An 18,516-nucleotide genomic window follows, 5' to 3' on the forward strand; every position below is an offset into this window, starting at 1 on the left:
ACGAGATATTGCAGGCGCTATTGACCACAAGATATTACTGGAAACATGAAAAACAGGATCCTTCAAACCCTGAACAAATATTGGGGGTATCAAAGTTTTCGCCTCTTCCAGGAAGAGGTGATTCTCTCAATCCTGGAAAACCGGGATACCGTGACGATCCTGCCCACCGGCGGCGGTAAATCGGTCTGTTTTCAATTGCCCGCGCTGATTGCCGAAGGAATGGCCGTGGTCATCTCCCCCCTCATTTCGCTGATGAAGGATCAGGTCGATTATCTGAAGGAACTGAAAATCCCCGCGGAATGCCTGAACTCCTCCCTGACCGGGGCGCAGCAGGCTGCTGTGCTCGGGAAAATTAGCGCCGGCCGCGTGCGGCTCCTCTACCTTTCCCCGGAGAGACTGCTGATGGAACATACCATTGCTCTTTTCAAAGGAGTGAAAATCTCCTTCTTTGTCATTGACGAGGCGCACTGCATCAGCCACTGGGGACACGATTTTCGCGAAGACTACCGGCATCTGAAGATGATAAAAAGGGAATTCCCCGCAACCGGGGTTCATGCCTTTACCGCGACGGCGACCGCGGAGGTCAAAAGGGATATCGTCGCGCAGTTAAAGCTGCAAGACCCGGCAATCTATATGGGAAGCGTGGATCGCCCCAATCTGACCTATCGCGTTTTCCCCCGCTCCGGAAACCTGCTGGGACAAATTACGGAGGCGATCCGAAAGCATCCGGGAGAACCGGGGATCATCTACTGCCTGAAGCGAACCGATGTGGATGAAATTTCCGGAAAACTCAATGAACATGGATATATAAACTGCCCCTATCACGCGGGTTTGTCGGATAAGGAGCGCAGGAAGAATCAGGAAGAATTTTCGTCGGAGCGGATCAATATTATCGTGGCGACAATCGCCTTCGGCATGGGGGTGGATCGCTCCAACATCCGCTATGTAATTCATGCGGCGATGCCGAAATCGATCGAACATTATCAACAGGAGACTGGCCGCGCCGGCCGCGACGGCCTGCCCGCCGACTGCACCCTGTTCTATGCGGGAAGCGATTACCGGATTTGGGAGTACATGCTCCGCGACTCGCCGGAGAAGGAGGTAATGCTCGCAAAATTGGGGGCGATGTATGGATTTTGCGTACGTCCTGAATGCCGGCACCGCTATCTCTCCCGTTACTTTGCTCAGGAATATCTGCAAGCGAACTGCGGCGCCTGTGATTACTGCCTCGAGGAGGTGGAGGCAGTCGAGGAGCCGCTGATCGTCGGCCAGAAAGTTCTCTCGTGCGTTGCCCGGGTCAAGGAGCGGTTCGGTGCGGCCCATATCGTCGAAATTCTCAAAGGAAACATAACCCCGGCAATAGAAAAATGGGAGCACGACAAGCTTTCCACCTTTGCCTTGCTGCAGGGGGAAACGAAGAATTATATCCGCTACATGCTGGAGCAACTGATCGGCCAGGGGTTTCTGCGCCGCGAGGGCGAATTCATGACGATCGCGATCACCGAGGCGGGCTGGGAACTGCTGCGGGGAAAGGCGATGCCGCTGCTGGCGAAGCCGCTCGTTGCCGGGAAGAAGAAGGAAATCGAAGCGAAACGAAAATCACGACGTGCGGAACAATGGGAAAATGTTGATGAAAAACTGTTCGAGCTATTGCGAACCCTTCGTGCGGAACTGGCAAGGAGCAAGGGGATTCCCGCTTATATGATTTTCAGCGACAAGAGCCTCAAGGAGATGGCGCAGCGCAAGCCCAAAACCCTGGCGCAGTTCTCCACGATTTCCGGTGTCGGCGCCGCGAAACAGGAACAGTACGGCGCCGTTTTCCTTGATATTATCAATCAATACGCGTCATCAGGAAGCTGATAGCAGAGCCGGCTCTTCACCAAATTGTGATGAGGATCGGGAGCCGCCCGGGCGTGCGGACAGAAGATTGTGACCAGTCGAAGCCTGCCATTTTGACGCCCGCTTCCGTCAACGTTGACGGGCCTCTAAAATCAGCACTCGCCCGTTATGTTCAAAATAGCCCTTGAGCTTTTCCGTTTCGGCGCTGACGCAAAAATCGTGGCTGAATATCATCTATCCCCATCCATGCCGTCCCAGAATGCAGGCGATCAAAACAAACAGGCCGCCGGCCAATGCCAGCCCATCCCGAATACCCATCCGGTACTCTTTGAGAAAGGTCCGCCCCGAGCGGCCAAATCCTCTCGCCTCCATCGCTTCGGCCAACGCCTCGGCCATCTGAAACGCCTGAATCAGGATCGGTCCCAAAAACGCCGGGTAATGCCGCAGTGCCGACCATCCCGGTTCCAGCGGGATTCCCCTGGCCCGCTGGGCGTCCATGACGTTTCTTATCCTTCTTTTCATGATCGGCACGAACTGCAAGGAGGTGCTCAGAACAAAGGCGACGACATACGGCATTCCGGCTTCAACCAGCGAGTTTCCCAAATCGTCGGGGAGCGTGATGCTGAAGAAGACAAAAAAAACCGTAGCGAGCGTCAGCAGTTTCAGCGCCGCCTGCGCTGCAATCCGCGCATCCGCCGTCCACCAGACGACCGCGCCGAAGAACAGCGACATGGGCAGCGCCATCCGCAGCCAAGGCAGGTATAATCTTGTTTTACCGATGACAATGACGAAGAACAACAGAATTCCCCCTGCGGCGAGCGACCAGAGCAGACTGGTTGACGCCACGGTGAGGGCGGCATACCCCATGGCCAATAACAGCTTGGTGCGCGGATCAAGCATGATTCTCTCCTCCAGACTGAGCTGTTTGCGCAAGGCTGCGGTTATCTGCCGAAAACAGTCGAAAAGAGTCGGTCGGTTCGAGATGGGCGCGCTCCATGACGGCCTTGTCTGCCATCACCTTCCAGGGGGCGTCGTCGGCAACTACCTGCCCATGGGCCAGCAGGAGCCAGCGGTGGGCGTGCTGTTCGGCAAAGGCGAGGTCATGCGTGACCAGCAGGATGGCCTGTCCCTGCGCACGCAATTCGGCCAACAGGGTCCCCAGGATACTCCGAAAATACCAGTCCTGGCCGGCGGTCGGTTCGTCCAGCGCCAGGATCGCCGGGCGGTGGGCCAATGCCGCGGCAAACGCCACCCGCTTTTTTTCGCCGTCGCTTAACCGATACGGGGCGCGCTTCAGCAACGACTCAAGGCGGAACAACCTGATAAGCTTCCGGAGCCAAGCCTCATCATAGAGCCCCAAAGCCCTGGGGCCCACGAGCAGTTCATCCCATACCGTCAGCTTGAAAAACTGGCTGTTGGGATTTTGAAAAGCGATGCCCACCTGTCGGGCCAGTTGGGAGACTTTGACCTGGCCGGTCTCTTGCCCCAGCAAGCGGACACGCCCCCGGGTTGGGCGATACAGGCCATTGAGATGTTTGAGCAATACGGTTTTTCCGGCGCCGTTGGCCCCTACAATCGCCAAAGATTCTCCTCTGCGCAGCGTGAAACTGACGTCGCGCAGAATGGATGCGCCGTTTAAGTCAAAGGAAACGCGCTCGACTTCCAGTACAAGTTCCGCCGCAGTTGACGGGAGGGTCGGCGAAACGATCTTCAAGTCGGCAGGCAGCGGGGAAGTCAACTCCAGCGATTGGAGCGCCTCAACACTGAGAGGCAACCGGGGCAGTCCCAATCGCCGGCCGACGCGGACCGGCAGCGGCGATTCCAGTCCGAAAGGCTCCAGGTTTTGGGCAAGCTGCCGCTCAGGCGCTCCGTCCAGCACGATACGTCCCCGGTGAAGCACCACCATTCGCCGAACGTCCGGCACGGTATAGGGCAGCCGATGCTCGCTGATCACCACCCCCACGCCCTTTCGTTGAATCGCTTGCAGCGCCGCCCGTACCCGCCGAACGCTTACGGAATCAAGATTGGCATAGGGTTCATCCAGTACCAGCAGTTGGGGGGCGATCGCCAACACCGCGGCAATCGCCGACAATTGCTGCTCTCCACCCGACAATTCCTGGGGGTTGCGCTCCAGCAGGTCCGAAATATCAAGCATTTGCGCGGTTGCAAAAATCCGTTCCCGAATGTCGGCTCGGGGAAGTCCCAGGCTTTCCAGGCCAAAGGCGATTTCCCGAGCGACGCTGGAATTGAACAACTGGACTTCAGGGTTCTGAAATACCATTCCTACCCGCTCGAAAAGATCCGTGACGGATTGCCCGGAGGTGGGTTTACCGGCGATGCGTACCTCCCCATACAGACGTCCGCCGTAAAAGTGGGGGATCAGGCCGTTAAAAGTGCGGCAAAGCGTCGATTTTCCGGAGCCGCTGGCGCCGCAAACGAGCAGATACTCCCCAGGCGCAATGCGCAAGTCCACGCCGTCCAGGGCAAGGTTCGCATCCTCTTGCCGATAGGCGTACCCAAGTCGGTCGGTTTCCACCACCCATAAAGGCGACGTCATCGGTTAAATCTTGAGATGGACGATGTCGGCCCGTTCCAGCAGCTTTATGGCCAGCACCCCCAAAACGGCGCCCGCAAGTGTGCTTGCCAAAAATGAGGGGATCAAGGCCAACAGGGGAATGACTTTCCCCATCAACACGGGAGCCACAAGCAGCGCGCAGACCAGAGGCGCGATTAATCCGGTGCCGACGATTTCGCCGACGGCGCCTGCGTAAATGTTGCGGGTATAACGATAGAAGAGACCCGCCAGAAGGGCGCCGATCATGCCGCCGGGAAAGGCCAGCAAGGTTCCCAGCCCCATCGCGTTGCGCAGCGCGGCGATGATAGTCGCGATCGCCACTGCCCACCAAGGTCCCAGCAACAACGCTGCAACCACATTGACAAAGTGCTGGGTCGGATTGACCTTGGCGATGCCTACAGGGAATGACGTATAGGGCGCCAGCGCTACCCCAAGGGCCACCAACACCACAGCATAGGCCGCTTTACGGGTGTATGTTCCATTCAAAGAATTCAAATTTTTGACCTCCTCACTCATTTAATCGCCTCCGCTTCCTCCGCGAATGGATATTCATGCGGCGTTGCCGTCTATGAAGCGGCTGTACGTTTTAATTGCACACAGCTCGCCGCACATGGTGCAGACATCCCGGTCCTTGTCTTCGGTCATGCAGCGGACCCGTCTTGCCTTCACCGGATCGATGGAAAGCTGGAACATCGTTTCCCAGTCGAAGCCTCTCCTGGCCCGGGACATGCTTTCGTTTCTCTGCCACGCCCCGGCGACCCCCTTCTCCAAATCCCCGATGTGCGCTGCGATGCGCGACGCGATCACCCCTTCGCGCACGTCCTGGACGGTGGGCAGTCCCAGATGCTCGGCCGGGTTGTGATGCCGCAGTGGAGGGTCATAAAATCTACGCCCATTTGCGCCTCGTGTTCGATATCCGCAAAGAGGGCATCCTCGGTTAGATCCCCGCAGGTTTGACCGCCGGCGAACAGGCGGCTGATGGAGCGATAGATGGGCACCGTTCCGATCATTATGGAGGAGTGTTCTATCATCCCTCTAAGGATCGCATCGATATCGCCTCCGGTCGAGAGATCCATCACGGCGTCCGCCCCGGCCTCAATGGCCGTGCGCAATTTTTCGATCTCCTCCGGGAGATTGGCATGGCTTGCCGAGGTTCCGATGTTGGCGTTGATTTTGGTCGAGAGCCCCCGGCCGATTGCCCTCGCCTTGAAGGCACGCAAACGGTTTTTCGGGATCACGACGGAACCGGCCGCCACCCTCCCGCAGAGCTCCTCCGGCGCCACCCCATCGTGTTTCGCCGCCTGTTCCATTTCCTTTGTGATTTTACCCTCTTTGGCCGCATCGAGCTGCGTCATTTCATTCCCCTCCGTTCAAAACGCAAAAAGGCCGCCTCGCGGGGGGAAGCGGCCTTTTTGCATGTTGCGCAATCGGCTCATTTCCCTACGCAGGCATTACCCTGATCAGGTCGGTAAAGGGTCGCCAAAAATTCGGCATCTCAGTCCCCTAAAGGACACCCCTAACGAGCGGTTTGATTATGCGGTACAGATTTTCGATTGTCAAGAATTTTGTATGAATTTTGTATGACAGAATTTTGTATGAAAGTGTCCGCAAAAATCCTTGACATTCTCATCTCCGGCGTTTATACTTTTAGACGTAAAAAGTACAATATTGTAATGCCGAGACATAAACCATGAAAACCAACATAAAAGAAGCCATTTTGGAAACGGCCTGGAAGATGATCCGCCGGCACGGCATAAATAAGACCAACATAGACGACATCGCCCGCGCCGCAATGGTTGCCAAGGCGACCATTTACAACTATTTCGGCAGCAAGGACCAGGTTTACACAGAGGCGCTCGACAGAAAAATCGGTCTTATGGCGGAACGGGTAAGCCAGGCGGTTGCAGCTCTGCCTTCGCCGCTCGAAAAACTCAATGCCTTCATCAAGGAAAGCCTGAAAATGGTCAGGGAAGAATCCCTGCTGTTTGCCGACGAACATAGCCAATCTTACCGTTTTGTGTCCAGAATAGCCGCCGCCAGGGAGAATTTTTTCTCCGCGCAGGAGCGGCTGCTGAGCGGAATCCTCGAGCAAGGGGCGACGGAAGGTTTATTTCCCCCCCAGGATACGGCTAAGGCTTCAAAACTCATCGGCTACCTTATGCGGGGGTTCTCCTCACCCGCCGATAACCATCCAGACCTGCCGGCAAAGCTGGCAGATACAGACTCAGAAGCGGCGTCCCTTTTCGAAATACTGTGTCATGGCCTTTTATCATCCAAAGAAGGGAAAACCTGATCCATGCAGATCCAACTAATCGAGATAGTGTTCGTATTTGCCCTGTTCTCCGTTGCCGGCTGGCTTCTCGAAAGCGTTTACCGGTCGCTGAAGATGCGGCGTCTGATCAATCCAGGATTTCTGACCGGGCCCTATCTGCCAATATACGGTCTCGGGGCAGTCCTGATCAGTCTGGTCAAACCTCAAATAATGGATTATTCATTTGTTTTTATCATTCTTGGATTTTTATCCTATTTACCGGGAGAGGAGCAGGCAGTGCTGCTGAAACCGCTTCTGCTCGCCATCCATATAGCAGTCAAGGCCATCATCTACATAGCGACCACGACGCTGCTGGAGTTATTCGCCGGCTGGTCGCTGGATCGGTTTTTTAACATTCGCCTGTGGAACTATAGCGACGGCCCCTGGTCGATACGCGGCTATGTGTGCCTGAAGTTTTCACTGTACTGGGTGGCCCTGGCCTTTCTTCTGGAATATTTTCTGCTTCCGCCTTCGCTGCTCCTTTATCGTGAATTCACCATGCCGACGACCATTTTTGCCCTGTTGCTGCTGGAGATTATCATGGTGGATTTCCTGATAAAGGGCGACCAATTGGGCGCCGAGGCAGGAGAGAAAAGGCGCAGCGAAACAATGGCAAGCGAACGCGAATTTTTGAACATCATAGAACCACTTCTGAGTGATCCCCTTGTCGGCGCTTTGGAAAAGCACCTTCACCACTACCAGAAAAACCGCCTGGAACACTGCATAGACGTGGCGTGGTTGAGCTTCCGAATCGGCAGAAAATTTAATCTTGACACCCGGATGATTGCGAGGGGAGCACTTCTGCACGACCTTTTTTACTACGACTGGCTGCGTGAGGGGCCGCGCTGGCACGGTTTCAGACATCCCCGCATCGCCCTCGAAAATGCAAGAAAAGTAATAACTTTAACGAAGAAAGAGGAAGACATCATCCTTAGGCACATGTGGCCGCTGACCATCATCCCCCCGCTTTATCCGGAGGCGTGGATCGTTTCAGCGGTTGACAAGTATTACGGCACAAAAGATTATCTTTTCGGCATTGCCATGACGCTGAAGAGTGCGATCTTTGCCCGCATCGTCAATTTCCTCCGGTAGAAACGGTTTACTTATTTTTGCCGGCAAGCCTGGTCCAGGAGTCTCTCAGGGTAACCGTTCGATTGAAGACAAGCGCCCCTTGCGCGGAATCTTCCGGGTCGGCAATGAAATAGCCCAGGCGCTCAAACTGGAGATGTTCCCCCGCTTTTCCATCGGCAAGGCTTCGCTCCAGGCGGCAGGAAGTGACAACCTCCTTTGACCCGGGATTCATGTAGCTGATGAAGTCGCCCTCCTGCGCAAGCGGCTCGGCGACCTTAAACAGCCGATCATAGAGTCTTACCTCCGCCGCCACGGAGTGAGCTGCCGACACCCAGTGAATCGTTGCCTCGACCTTCCTTCCGTCCGGCGCAAAACCGCTCCTCGTTGCCGGATCGTAGGTGCAGTGGACCTCGATCACCTCGCCGGTCGCGTTGTTCTTGACAACATCAACGCAGCGGATGAAATAGCCATAGCGCAGCCTCACCTCTTTGCCGGGGGCAAGCCGGAAGAATTTCTTGGGTGGATTCTCCATAAAATCATCCCGTTCTATAAACAGCACTCGTGAAAATGTTACCTTCCGCGAGCCCATCGCGGGGTTCTTCGGATGGTACGGACAATCAAACTCCTCGACAAGGTCTTCCGGATAGTTATTAATCACAACGCGCAGCGGGCGCAGCACCGCCATTACCCGCGGCGCCCGCTCGTTCAGATCCTCCCGGACGCAATTTTCCAGAAGCGACATGTCGATCAGGCTGTCGTTTTTAGAAACGCCGATTATCTCGCAAAAATTCCGGATCGCCTCCGGGGTATAGCCCCGGCGGCGCATTCCGGAAAGGGTCGGCATCCGGGGGTCGTCCCACCCGCTCACCATATTTTTCTCAACCAATTCCATAAGCTTGCGTTTGCTCATCACCGTGTAGCTCAGGTTCAGACGGGCAAACTCGATCTGCCGCGGATGCGGTTTTACTACCAGTTTCTCCAGAAACCACTCATAAAGGGGCCGGTTGTTTTCAAATTCGAGGGTGCAAAGGGAATGGGTAATGCCTTCGCTGTAGTCGGAAAGGCAATGGGCGAAGTCATACATTGGATAGATGCACCACTTCTCTCCGGTGCGATAGTGGCTGCTTCTCTTGATTCGGTAGATAACCGGATCGCGCATAACCATATTGGGAGAAGCCATATCTATCCTGGCTCGCAGAACACGCGCCCCCTCGGCAAATTCTCCCGCCCTCATCCTCTCAAAAAGATTCATATTTTCCGCTACTGACCGGCTGCTAAAAGGGCTTTCCTTCCCCGGCTCAGTCAGCGTTCCCCGGTACGCGCGCGTCTCGTCCGCGTTCAGATCGCATACATAGGCATGGCCCTTCTGGATCAGCTCAACCGCATACTGATACAATCTTTCGTAATAATCGGAGGCGAAATAGAGCCTGTTTCCCCAATCGAATCCGAGCCATTTTACATCGCGGATAATCGACTCTACATACTCCATACTTTCCCCGCTCGGATCGGTGTCGTCGAGCCGCAGATTGCACGTCCCTCCGTACTGGGCGGCAATCCCGAAATTCAGGCAGATCGACTTGGCATGGCCTATATGGGGATAGCCGTTGGGCTCAGGCGGGAAGCGGGTCGCCACCGGCCCCGCACACTTGCCGGATTTGATATCGTCATCAATGCTGTCTCTGATAAAATCAGAAGGAGAAGGGGAGGGTGTCATTTCCATATAGTTAAATCCCTTTTTTTTCAGTAAATTACAAATTCTGTCTCAACATTTTTTTCAATCCAGATCCAAAGGCGCCTTGCATTGATTGCATCTCATCGCGCCGCGAAAAACTTTATTGCCGCATTCCGGACAAATATAACGTGCCTCTTCGTCCCTTGCCCATTTTTCGTCGCCAAACTCCCGCCGATACGGGACAGCCCGGAGGATGACCTTCTTCCCGACGGCCATGGGGAAATTGTCAATGTGACGACACGGAAATTCATCGCATTGATGACACCCGTCGTAACCTTTTTCTTTTGTGCAATTTCTGATCTCACATTGCTGACAATGCATAAATCGCTCATCGGACAAGCAGCCGCGACAGTGAATGTCTTCTGCCGAAAGAAACTCGCTGCCCGGCAGAGCGCCCTTGCCCGGAGTTCCTCCCCTGTAGAGTTTTGCCAGCCCTTCCTTTAGTCTGTCGTTGCCGTCGCGATGGGCAATGTAAATGGCACAGACGCCGCAATAAAGACCGCACGGAGAAAGTAAATCGGAATTTGCTGTCATAATGTTTGCCCCTCCTGTTTAACTTTTAACGCCTCTGAGCATATCATCAATCGCATGAAATGCATATTCCTGATTGAGTTCGACCCGCAACTTTGTTCGTGCCGTAAATTTAATTGCTTTGCGGGTCGCCTCAATCCTTATAGGTTATGCCTTTGGTTTTACGGCCTCAATCGTCGCCGAAACCACATATTCCTCGACCTTGCTTCCCGGCGCCCACTCGCGGATAAAGGTTCTGCTTTCATCCTTCGGCCTGATCCGGATGTCCTCAAAACCAGTTCGCTTCAGCATGGTTTCGAGTTCGGGGATGAAAGATGCGCCCGCTATGCAGCCGGCGTACATGGCCATATCTTTCTTCACGGCGTCGGGCATCTCGGCGGTGGCAACAACATCGGAAATTGCCAGCCGTCCACCCGCCTTCAACACGCGGAAAGCCCCGCTGAATACCTTTTCTTTTTCGGGAGAAAGATTGACCACGCAGTTCGAAATGACGACGTCAACAATCCCGTCTGCAACCGGAAGGTTTTCCAGCTCTCCCAGACGAAAATCGACATTCCCGAACCCGACTTTCTCCGCATTCAGGCGGGCCTTGGTGATCATCTCCGGCGTCATGTCAACGCCAATAACATGTCCGCTGTCTCCAACGGCCCGCGCCGCGAGGAAACAATCGAACCCTCCGCCGCTGCCCAAATCGAGCACCGTTTCGCCGGGCTGCAAAGAGGCAATCGCCTGTGGATTGCCGCACCCAAGCCCCATATTCGCCCCCTCCGGAACAGCCGTCACATCCCCGCCGGAGTAACCCAGGCCGATTGAAATTTCCGCTGCCGATACATCGTTTGCCGCTCCGCAACACGATGAGGCAGAACAACAGCCTACTGCGTCCCCTGCTAAAGCAATCTTTCCGTAATTTTCCCGAACCGCGCTGCGAATCTCTTCATTATCTTGCTTCTCCATGTCAATCTCCTCCTTAGGATTTATGAGCATTGCTCACCCTAAAGACGGAAAAAGCCCGAAAAAGACGCACGCCCGCGTTCACTGGTCAACAAACATTACAGGCCTTGTTTTTTCGTTCATAATCACTGAGCCGCCCTTTGTGATCGAACTCGAGTCGGCAGCAGTCGGCCAGCATTTCTTTGAGCAAGGCGCGTCCGCGTTGTACGCGGGATTTGGCGCCGGAAAGCGATGTGCCTTGCATCTGTGCGATTTCCTTATGCTTCAATCCTTTTAATTCCGATAGAATGACTGCTTCCCGATATATTTCGGGCAGTAATTGGATCATGGGCCGCAAACATTCCGCCAACTCTTGAGTGGTCCTTTCGCCGGAATCAGGTTCGGGATGCGCAAACCACTCAGGAATATCTTCGGTGGGCCTTTGCAAACGATAATAATCGACGATGGCGTTTCTTGCAATCTGGTAGAGCCAGCCTTGCAGCTTTGTCGCGTCCTGCAAAGAGTCCAATCCTGCATGCATTTTCAGAAATACGTCCTGCAGAACGTCATCCGCCGCCGTGTCGTCGGACATTTTGTTTTTAATAAAGGCGCGCAGCCTTGAATGATATTCCTTCCACACTTTTTCCGATTTTTCCATCACGAAGCTCCGAAGGCATAACGATGAACTAACTGGTTTTTACGGGGCGCCGCAAAGGAGAAATTCAGTGCAGTGACTCGCCGTCAAAGTCAAAGCGCTGTTCCCGGAATACCCGGAATACACCATCATCCTTTTTTCAACATGTGCTCGAAATATCGTTTCACGGCAATCCATGCATCATCGGCCAGGGGTTCGAAACGGCCGCTTTTTGCCGAAAACATGTTCACATTCAAATCCCTTTCCGCATCGTCGAAGTAGAGCAGGCTCTTCTTCAGTTGAAAAAGCATCTCTTCTCCGACCGAGTATTTCCGGCGGATGTCACGCATGAGAGCATCCATGGTCAGGCCGGTCTTTTCCATAATGCATTTCAGATCTATAAAATCCTTGCACGCGCCGCGCTGATTGATGGCGATGAGTTTCATAAGCGCCAGATCGCGGAGGGATGCCAGCAAAACAGGCAGGGCAGTATCCGCCCCCGGTTCTTCGATGAGGGGATAGGGATAGGTAAAAATACTGAATCCCGTGCTGTTCATGTTTGCAACCAGCGTATTCTTCTCGATTTTTACGGCAGAGAGTCTGAAAATACCCGAAAACGCCTTTTGCAGTTCATGAAACCATTGCAAACTGTCCATGTCTTGGAGGGTAAAAAAGTCAAAATCCACGGACAGTCGGTGGCCAAGATGAAGAGCCACGGCGGTGCCGCCCGCCAGATAGGTTTGTGGCGGAAGTTCCCTAATGACCGGGTTTTTCAGAATGGTTGCCATGTCCGCTGTGATGCATCGGAAAAACATCGTGCAGCCTCCCGGGGGATATCAAATAACAAGCAAAAATAGTTGACGGTTTTTGGACTCAGATTCCGACTGGTGCATACAACCTCCCGGACGAATTCCTCGCCGAAGCGGGAGACAACCTCCCGGGCTTCACGCTCCGTTCCAAACTCAAGAATCCTTTCGACGATGACGAATCTGTCTTTCTCGGGATCCAAGGCAGCTTTATCCCAGAAAAGCTCTTTACGGAAAGCAAGCACTTCCTGAAGAAAACCGTTCATTCGATAACCTGTCTCAATCAATGATCCATCACGCAGTGTACGCCCCCGCAGATCACGGGACGTTTTCGTGCCTTCAACTGTATAAAATCCGGAAATATTTGTCAATTTTTAATTTGTAGGAGGGACAGAAACCTATTTTTCTACGCAGAGTGAGGCCGTCCATCGCCGGTTGAGAAGCCTTCTATCTGCCTAATGAAAGCTTCTTGGCCGCAGGAACAGCCAATCCTTGTCGCCTTGATAGCGCTGGACGCAGCCTCCCGGTCCTGTTTATCTCCGAGGCGTTTTCCCGGATCTGCACCGTTTCCGCCAGAAAGCAGCGGGTACCGCAAGGGTAGGATCAGAAGCGTTTGCGCATGCGTTTTCGCCCTGAGCCAGCGATAGTTTTGCAAGTCCGTTAAGATGCCGCCACAAACCGTGGCTTTACTCTACACAAAGAACTGCCGGATAAACATAAACACGGCCCCACCACAGGCACACCGCCGCGTTTTTCTCTCGGCCAACCGTCTTCAGCTCACGCCCGCTTACCTTCACTCCGGTCTCACCCCCGCAAAAACGCTAAAAAGTCGAGCAGATCAGCTTCTCCCAACGCTGTAGGTCAATGTTTGTGTTCTCCTCAACCATACATCAGTTGTCGCTGACCCCTCTCAGAACCGTGCTTGCGCTATTTACGCACACGGCTCCTCACATCGTCAATTCGCAGAAAATCCGAACATCCTGATTCACATTATCGAAAAAGCCTTTGATATCGGCCTCCACGATGTGGTTGATCGGCTTGTCCTCCACCGGCTCCCCGCTTCCGTGAACGGCCAATGTTTCCTCACAACGCGCTGACATGTGTAGCTTCCTTTCCTCCCGCTCGATTACGCGACCTTGCCCGGCCGCACTAAAGAAATGACCCCCAAAAAAGCTAATTGGTGAATCTGTGGAGCTGATTTCTGGGAATGAGCAATAACGAGCCCAGGATTTTTAGCCCCTTATCTTCACACAAAAGGGCACGGTCGCGCATCTTCCCAAGAACCCTGGAAGCCGCTGTTTCACCCCAGAACCAATTTGCCAGGGCGTCGGGACTGGTAGGGCCTCCGGGCTGTGCCGACAAGGCCTCGGTGTAATAGGCCTTGAGGTCTTCACTGGCAAGCTTCATAGTAATATCGACAGGCATGCTGCTAACCGGGCTTTCGGGCATATCCCCTTTTATAAAGACCGAAAATAATTCCACTATTTCTTTCAGGGAGAGATTTGACGTGCCGGTGGTAGTCCGCCCTCTTTTTTTTAACCCTATATCAAACCAGTTTTGCAATCCTTCCGCCTCTTCTCGAAAATCCGCCAACAGTTTACCGATATCGTCAATTTCTTCGCCTTGCCCAGTTTGAGCGCGAAAGCTTACGGGGCACGCGGTGGGCGTGAACTCATTTTCCGAAACGGGCGCATCCTCTAAAAAATCCTCGATGATTGGGCGCCCGGATTTTTCAAGCAAACTCAGCGCGGCCAGCAAGACCTTTTTTTGGAACTCAGGCTCATCCGGCGCTCCCAGCGGCCTGCCGAAATCGAAAGGCACCCAAAGAGCCCGCGGCGGATTTATACGTTCTGTGTGGTCGCGAACCAAGCTTATTTGGGTGGTGGGAACTCCTTCGCTTTCTATGTAATGACTAAGCCCGCCCACGGCGCGCGTGCAGTTTGGTCAGACCGGTACAAGCAGAACTGCATCAACCCCCTCGGCTTTCATTATATGGGCAAGCTCTCTGGCCCGCTTTTCCATGGCTGTCGGGTCTGTTGCCCCCATAAAGGAGTAATGGTACTGGGCGACGCTGCCTATTTCACCTGCTTCGACAAGTTCCTTCAGGCGCTGGAGCGGAAAAACGATATTGATATCCTGCTGGTAGCCGGTGCGATCGAAATTGCTGGAGACGTGGCTCATCACGATCTCCGATGAGGGTGTGTCGAAGGCAATAATCCGATAATCGTTAGCTCCAACTCCAAAGGGGAGGTCATTTCTTCTCTGAAGACCGGCGGTGGAGAGAATGGCCACTCTTCGTTCATTTAGCGGAGGGCCCTTAACCAGGGGAGTCTCTTTATAATCGGGGCAGCGAAGCGCCAACAAATGCTCTCTCTCGTAAGATGGCAAACGATCCAATCGTGTCATTCCGTCTTTCTCCTTTTTCTGTAACCAAACGTGCGAGTTGAGCGCCCATATAAATCTTTTTAACCCCAAAAGGAAAGGAGTAATATTATTTCATCACTGCAAACCCCATCGTACGACAAAGTAATTGGCTCAGAAGCCATAAAACGGGGGTAAATGGACAACGGGCGTAAACTGAAAAACCGCCATTCTCGTTTGTCTTTTTTAGAACGGTTTATAAACGGCCGGCGACAGTGTTGCCATGTTAAGGAATTGCAAGGCCTGCCCTCACCCCAACCCTCTCCCGGGGGGAGAGGGAGTATTTTCTGGCCTCTCGGGCCGGGGAGGGAGTATTTTCTGGCCTCTCGGGCCGGGGAGGGAGCATTTTCTGGCCCCTCGGGCCGGGGGAGTGAGTTTAAAAGGGGCAATTTTGTAAGGCAAGCGCGTTATGTAAAAGTCTAACCGGGCAATACTGAGACCGTGATTGTTATTGCCGGAATTATCAGCAATTGAGTCACGCTATTCGCCTTTCCGCTTCAGCACACGTTCCACCGCCCGGAACAGCCGGAGCAGTTGCGTCAACAGGCCCTTCTTCCGGGGGGCGTATGTCGTCTCGAGATTCTCCATTTCCTTCCCGATCGCCACCTGAATCGACTCAGACTTATGCATGGAGAGGATTTGGGAATGATAGACGCTGCGATGTCCCGTCATCAGGAAACTAATGACGCACGCCACTGTGGCATAGGGTGCGACAGCAGGGCCAAATAATTCGATTGCGAGGATGCTCGCCGCGATGGGGGTATTCGCCGCACCGGCCAGGAGACTGGTAAAGCCTATGGCGGAAAAGGTTATCGTATTGAGTCCCATAAGGGTGGCGTACAAAACTCCGGAAGTTGCGCCCACGTAGAAGATCGGCGTCACAATGCCGCCGCTGCCTCCAAAATTCAGCGTGATCGACGTGAATAGCGGCTTCAGCAGGAAGGCGTACCAGGAAACCTTGTCTCCGCGGAGACACGCTTCGATGGTGTCCAGGCCCAGCCCCAGATAGCGGCTCGAGAACAGGACTGTAAGAATCACCAGAGCCGCGCCGCCGATCAGCCCCTTCAACGGATCCCAGACGCGAAGCCGCCCAGAGATCTTTTCTCCCAGCTTCAGAATCTCGATGAGCATCATTGAGCACAGTCCAAAGAACATGCCCGCCAGGATAACCTTGAGGAAAAAGACCTCGCTGAAGCCGGGGACCACGTTAACCGGATGGTAGAAATACTGAATTCCCAGCGCTGAGGAAACCTGGTAGGCGGTAATGCCCGCGATGAACGAAGGCAGAAGGACATCGTAGAGAATCGCGCCGACGAAGAGCACCTCCACTCCGAAGATGGAACCGGCGATCGGCGTTCCGAACACCGTCGCGAATCCCGCACTGATGCCGCAAATGACCAGTTTCTTGTGGTCGTGCTCGTCGAACCTTAGGAGATCGGCCAGGATAGATGACACTCCGGCGCCGATCTGCGCGCAAGGTCCCTCCTTTCCGGCGGATCCCCCGATGCACAGCGTGATGAGCGTTGCCACAAGCTTGACGGGAACCACCGTAGCGTTTATCTTGCCGGCACGCTTGTGGATGGCCTCAATGACCTTTTCCGTCCCGTGCCCCTTCGCGTCCGGCGCTATCCTGGTCAACAGTGCGCTCAGAAACAGGGCCGCCGGCAGCAGCAAAAACGTGTAGGGGTGACTTTGGCCGGCAGCCGTTCCCCATGCCAGCAGTTTAAGAAAGAAGGTAACCACCAGCCCGATCAGGGCGCCCACGCCGGTCGCAAGCACGACCCACTTGATGACGCTGATAAATAGGATGGACTCTTCCGCGATGCGCTTCTTCATAATACAACACAGAAACCTTTTTCCCGCCGCGGAGTGAGGCAGTTCCCATCAATATGATTGGCAACCTCACTTCTGAGGAGCGGCCTTCCCAAGTGTTCCTCTATGACGACCCGGTGCTCCAGCCTTTGCTTCCCAGCGACGGGGATCGGCCCGTCGCAAGCAGTCTTGCGGCGCGGAAAATATCTGATATGCCTTCCAGCGGGCGTTCTGCCGATTCCCATGCGGACGATCCCTCCCATAATTATGAATTGGGTATCGTAATAGGCAACGCTTCATCAAAAGTCAACCAAAAACCCGGGGGAAACAGACGCGAAATATTTATTGACAGGCCAAAACGCCCCCCTATACTTCCATCGTCGAAAAGTGATAGATCCGCAACGATAATTGGACAGACGGACACAGCGAGGGCCGGAATCCGGCTCGCCCGCCTTGATAAGAAGCGGGAGTCTGGTGCGAGGAGGAATATTCATGAAAATTCACTTGAGGATCGAGGGCTTGCCTGATCTTTATAAGCTAATGAAAAGACAGAAAAAAATAGATATTGTCTTTCAGGGAAACACCCTCCGGGATCTTGTGGACGGCCTGAGAAGCAGATTCGGTCCCACGGTGAACTCGATCCTGCTGGACCAGAATGACGAGATCGATATTCATTACCGGGTGGTTGTTAATATGATCCGGCATCTTTCCTATGGCCAGCGGATGCATGAAACCCTGGATGAGGGGGATACGGTGCATATCATGATGGTGGGCTGCTGAGGGTAGAGCTGAGCACGCGGTCGGTCCGACCGCAAAACCAAGACGCAAAAGAGAGCGCTTTAAAACAAACAATTATCGCATCAATCCTGCAAGCGGAAGCATAAAGCCGGCTTGCGTCTCGTTGAGATTCAATAGTCGCGATAAAAGCAATGGTCCCATATCGGATACTGTTGCCCGCACCTGGTGCCCGGATTCGCCGAAAACATCCCAGAACACGGATGTGTTGGCGCGCGGTTTAAATTCTTTAATGCCGATTGATTCCAAACGCTTGAGGATTTTCTCGGAGGCACTGCCCGCTGCGCCGATGCCGGCGAGGTCACCCTTGACGTCCGCCATAAAGACCGGGACGCCGATGGAGGCAAAAGACTCGGCCATCTTTTGCAGCGTGACAGTTTTACCCGTGCCGGTGGCGCCGGTAATGAGCCCGTGCCGGTTGGACATGCCCGGCAGCAGGGCAATTTCTTTGCCCTGCGACATTGCAATAATTAAAGGTTCGTTCATAAAAACTCCCTCGTGCAGTATTGTTTATCCAGCTTTTTATAAACCCTTTGGCCAAGCCTGGTGAGGCTATAAGAAGAAGCCGCATAGAAGTCAACGGGGAACAACTTTCGTTAATGAGACCGGCCGGTCACCGCAGGTTTCAATCCACACCCCCGCGCGGGGGGCGACCCCGTACCCGTGACGTTCGGGTTCGTCTGTTGCGTTTCAATCCACGCCCCCGCGCGGGGGGCGACGGGGCTCCCCCGGCAAACAGGATTAACCCCCAGGCGTTTCAATCCACGCCCCCGCGCGGGGGGCGACGGCTGTGGCCGGGAAAGCAAAGATCGTTTACGATGTTTCAATCCACGCCCCCGCGCGGGGGGCGACTTCCCAAGGACGCAGACGGTACAGATACAAGCGGGTTTCAATCCACGCCCCCGCGCGGGGGGCGACTTTGTTGCGGTCGAGCCGGTAATCGTCACCGACAGTTTCAATCCACGCCCCCGCGCGGGGGGCGACTGTTGGCCCTGAACAACCTCGGGAGGAAATCAATGTTTCAATCCACGCCCCCGCGCGGGGGGCGACGCCGCGCGA

At 54.4% G+C, this 18,516-nt stretch carries 20 protein-coding genes, 1 CRISPR repeat array and 1 riboswitch (1 of these 22 only partly in view); of the genes, 4 read left to right on the forward strand and 16 right to left on the reverse strand.

Features of this window, described 5'->3' with window-relative positions; translation table 11 throughout:
- Positions 1-45 precede the first annotated feature (45 nt).
- Positions 46-1,860: a DNA helicase RecQ gene (gene recQ / locus K0B01_06480; protein ID MBW6485780.1), complete on the forward strand. Its 1,815-nt coding sequence runs from the start codon at positions 46-48 to the stop codon at positions 1,858-1,860.
- 213 nt (positions 1,861-2,073) lie between these two features.
- On the opposite strand, the gene K0B01_06485 is transcribed toward recQ, so the two are convergent.
- Genes K0B01_06485 through K0B01_06505 form a run of 5 tightly spaced genes read right to left on the reverse strand, consistent with a single transcriptional unit; the run spans position 2,074 to position 5,769 of the window.
- Complete coding sequence (locus tag K0B01_06485; protein ID MBW6485781.1) at positions 2,074-2,739, reverse strand: energy-coupling factor transporter transmembrane protein EcfT; 666 nt, start codon at positions 2,737-2,739, stop codon at positions 2,074-2,076.
- Positions 2,732-4,396 carry an energy-coupling factor ABC transporter ATP-binding protein gene (locus K0B01_06490; protein MBW6485782.1) on the reverse strand — a complete coding sequence of 555 codons (1,665 nt, stop codon included), beginning with the start codon at positions 4,394-4,396 and terminating at the stop codon, positions 2,732-2,734. Before K0B01_06490 ends, K0B01_06485 begins: the two co-directional genes overlap by 8 nt.
- A gap of 3 nt (positions 4,397-4,399) precedes the next feature.
- Entirely contained in the window at positions 4,400-4,909 is a 510-nt protein-coding gene (gene thiW, locus K0B01_06495) for an energy coupling factor transporter S component ThiW (protein ID MBW6485783.1), read from the reverse strand.
- 54 nt (positions 4,910-4,963) lie between these two features.
- The gene (locus tag K0B01_06500; GenBank protein MBW6485784.1) at positions 4,964-5,233 is read right to left on the reverse strand and encodes a phosphomethylpyrimidine synthase ThiC; all 270 of its coding nucleotides are present in this window, start codon (positions 5,231-5,233) and stop codon (positions 4,964-4,966) included.
- Positions 5,218-5,769 (reverse strand): phosphomethylpyrimidine synthase ThiC, encoded by a 552-nt coding sequence (locus tag K0B01_06505; GenBank protein MBW6485785.1) that lies wholly within the window; start codon positions 5,767-5,769, stop codon positions 5,218-5,220. The genes K0B01_06500 and K0B01_06505 overlap by 16 nt, the downstream gene beginning before the upstream one ends.
- Positions 5,770-5,834: 65 nt before the next feature.
- Positions 5,835-5,942, reverse strand: a riboswitch (TPP riboswitch).
- A 162-nt stretch (positions 5,943-6,104) separates the two neighbouring features.
- Between K0B01_06505 and K0B01_06510 the strand changes: the two genes are divergently transcribed.
- Together K0B01_06510 and K0B01_06515 are read left to right on the forward strand one after the other, a co-directional pair.
- Positions 6,105-6,707 (forward strand): TetR/AcrR family transcriptional regulator, encoded by a 603-nt coding sequence (locus K0B01_06510; GenBank protein MBW6485786.1) that lies wholly within the window; start codon positions 6,105-6,107, stop codon positions 6,705-6,707.
- A gap of 3 nt (positions 6,708-6,710) precedes the next feature.
- On the forward strand, positions 6,711-7,817 hold the full coding sequence (locus K0B01_06515; protein ID MBW6485787.1) for a phosphohydrolase: 1,107 nt from the start codon (positions 6,711-6,713) through the stop codon (positions 7,815-7,817).
- Between the two features lie 7 nt (positions 7,818-7,824).
- Here the strand turns inward: K0B01_06515 and K0B01_06520 are convergent, their stop codons facing one another.
- From K0B01_06520 to K0B01_06565, 10 genes are all read right to left on the reverse strand, one after another.
- Positions 7,825-9,516 carry a glutamine--tRNA ligase/YqeY domain fusion protein gene (locus K0B01_06520; GenBank protein ID MBW6485788.1) on the reverse strand — a complete coding sequence of 564 codons (1,692 nt, stop codon included), beginning with the start codon at positions 9,514-9,516 and terminating at the stop codon, positions 7,825-7,827.
- Between the two features lie 54 nt (positions 9,517-9,570).
- Positions 9,571-10,062 carry a DUF3795 domain-containing protein gene (locus K0B01_06525; GenBank protein MBW6485789.1) on the reverse strand — a complete coding sequence of 164 codons (492 nt, stop codon included), beginning with the start codon at positions 10,060-10,062 and terminating at the stop codon, positions 9,571-9,573.
- Between the two features lie 144 nt (positions 10,063-10,206).
- Complete coding sequence (locus tag K0B01_06530; GenBank protein MBW6485790.1) at positions 10,207-11,013, reverse strand: arsenite methyltransferase; 807 nt, start codon at positions 11,011-11,013, stop codon at positions 10,207-10,209.
- An 85-nt stretch (positions 11,014-11,098) separates the two neighbouring features.
- The gene (sigZ, locus tag K0B01_06535; GenBank protein ID MBW6485791.1) at positions 11,099-11,647 is read right to left on the reverse strand and encodes an RNA polymerase sigma factor SigZ; all 549 of its coding nucleotides are present in this window, start codon (positions 11,645-11,647) and stop codon (positions 11,099-11,101) included.
- A 125-nt stretch (positions 11,648-11,772) separates the two neighbouring features.
- Positions 11,773-12,438 carry a nucleotidyl transferase AbiEii/AbiGii toxin family protein gene (locus tag K0B01_06540; protein MBW6485792.1) on the reverse strand — a complete coding sequence of 222 codons (666 nt, stop codon included), beginning with the start codon at positions 12,436-12,438 and terminating at the stop codon, positions 11,773-11,775.
- Positions 12,396-12,695 (reverse strand): hypothetical protein, encoded by a 300-nt coding sequence (locus K0B01_06545; protein MBW6485793.1) that lies wholly within the window; start codon positions 12,693-12,695, stop codon positions 12,396-12,398. Before K0B01_06545 ends, K0B01_06540 begins: the two co-directional genes overlap by 43 nt.
- 681 nt (positions 12,696-13,376) lie before the next feature.
- Complete coding sequence (locus K0B01_06550; GenBank protein MBW6485794.1) at positions 13,377-13,529, reverse strand: hypothetical protein; 153 nt, start codon at positions 13,527-13,529, stop codon at positions 13,377-13,379.
- Between the two features lie 73 nt (positions 13,530-13,602).
- Positions 13,603-14,250, reverse strand: a complete 648-nt coding sequence (locus tag K0B01_06555) for a hypothetical protein (protein MBW6485795.1) — start codon at positions 14,248-14,250, stop codon at positions 13,603-13,605.
- Positions 14,251-14,373: 123 nt separating this feature from the next.
- Positions 14,374-14,835, reverse strand: coding sequence for a glycine/betaine/sarcosine/D-proline family reductase selenoprotein B (locus K0B01_06560; protein ID MBW6485796.1), 462 nt, complete (start codon positions 14,833-14,835; stop codon positions 14,374-14,376).
- Positions 14,836-15,330: 495 nt separating this feature from the next.
- The gene (locus K0B01_06565) at positions 15,331-16,686 is read right to left on the reverse strand and encodes a chloride channel protein (GenBank protein ID MBW6485797.1); all 1,356 of its coding nucleotides are present in this window, start codon (positions 16,684-16,686) and stop codon (positions 15,331-15,333) included.
- Positions 16,687-17,154: 468 nt separating this feature from the next.
- On the opposite strand from K0B01_06565, the gene K0B01_06570 reads away from it, so the two are divergent.
- Entirely contained in the window at positions 17,155-17,442 is a 288-nt protein-coding gene (locus tag K0B01_06570) for a hypothetical protein (protein MBW6485798.1), read from the forward strand.
- Positions 17,443-17,514: 72 nt separating this feature from the next.
- On the opposite strand, the gene K0B01_06575 is transcribed toward K0B01_06570, so the two are convergent.
- Positions 17,515-17,943 carry a DUF853 domain-containing protein gene (locus K0B01_06575; protein ID MBW6485799.1) on the reverse strand — a complete coding sequence of 143 codons (429 nt, stop codon included), beginning with the start codon at positions 17,941-17,943 and terminating at the stop codon, positions 17,515-17,517.
- A 136-nt stretch (positions 17,944-18,079) separates the two neighbouring features.
- Positions 18,080-18,516: direct repeats of the CRISPR family, unit length 32 nt; unit sequence GTTTCAATCCACGCCCCCGCGCGGGGGGCGAC; it runs 2,227 nt beyond the window's last position.

The sequence above is a fragment of the Syntrophobacterales bacterium genome (assembly GCA_019429105.1).
GTDB lineage: Bacteria > Desulfobacterota > Syntrophia > Syntrophales > UBA5619 > DYTH01.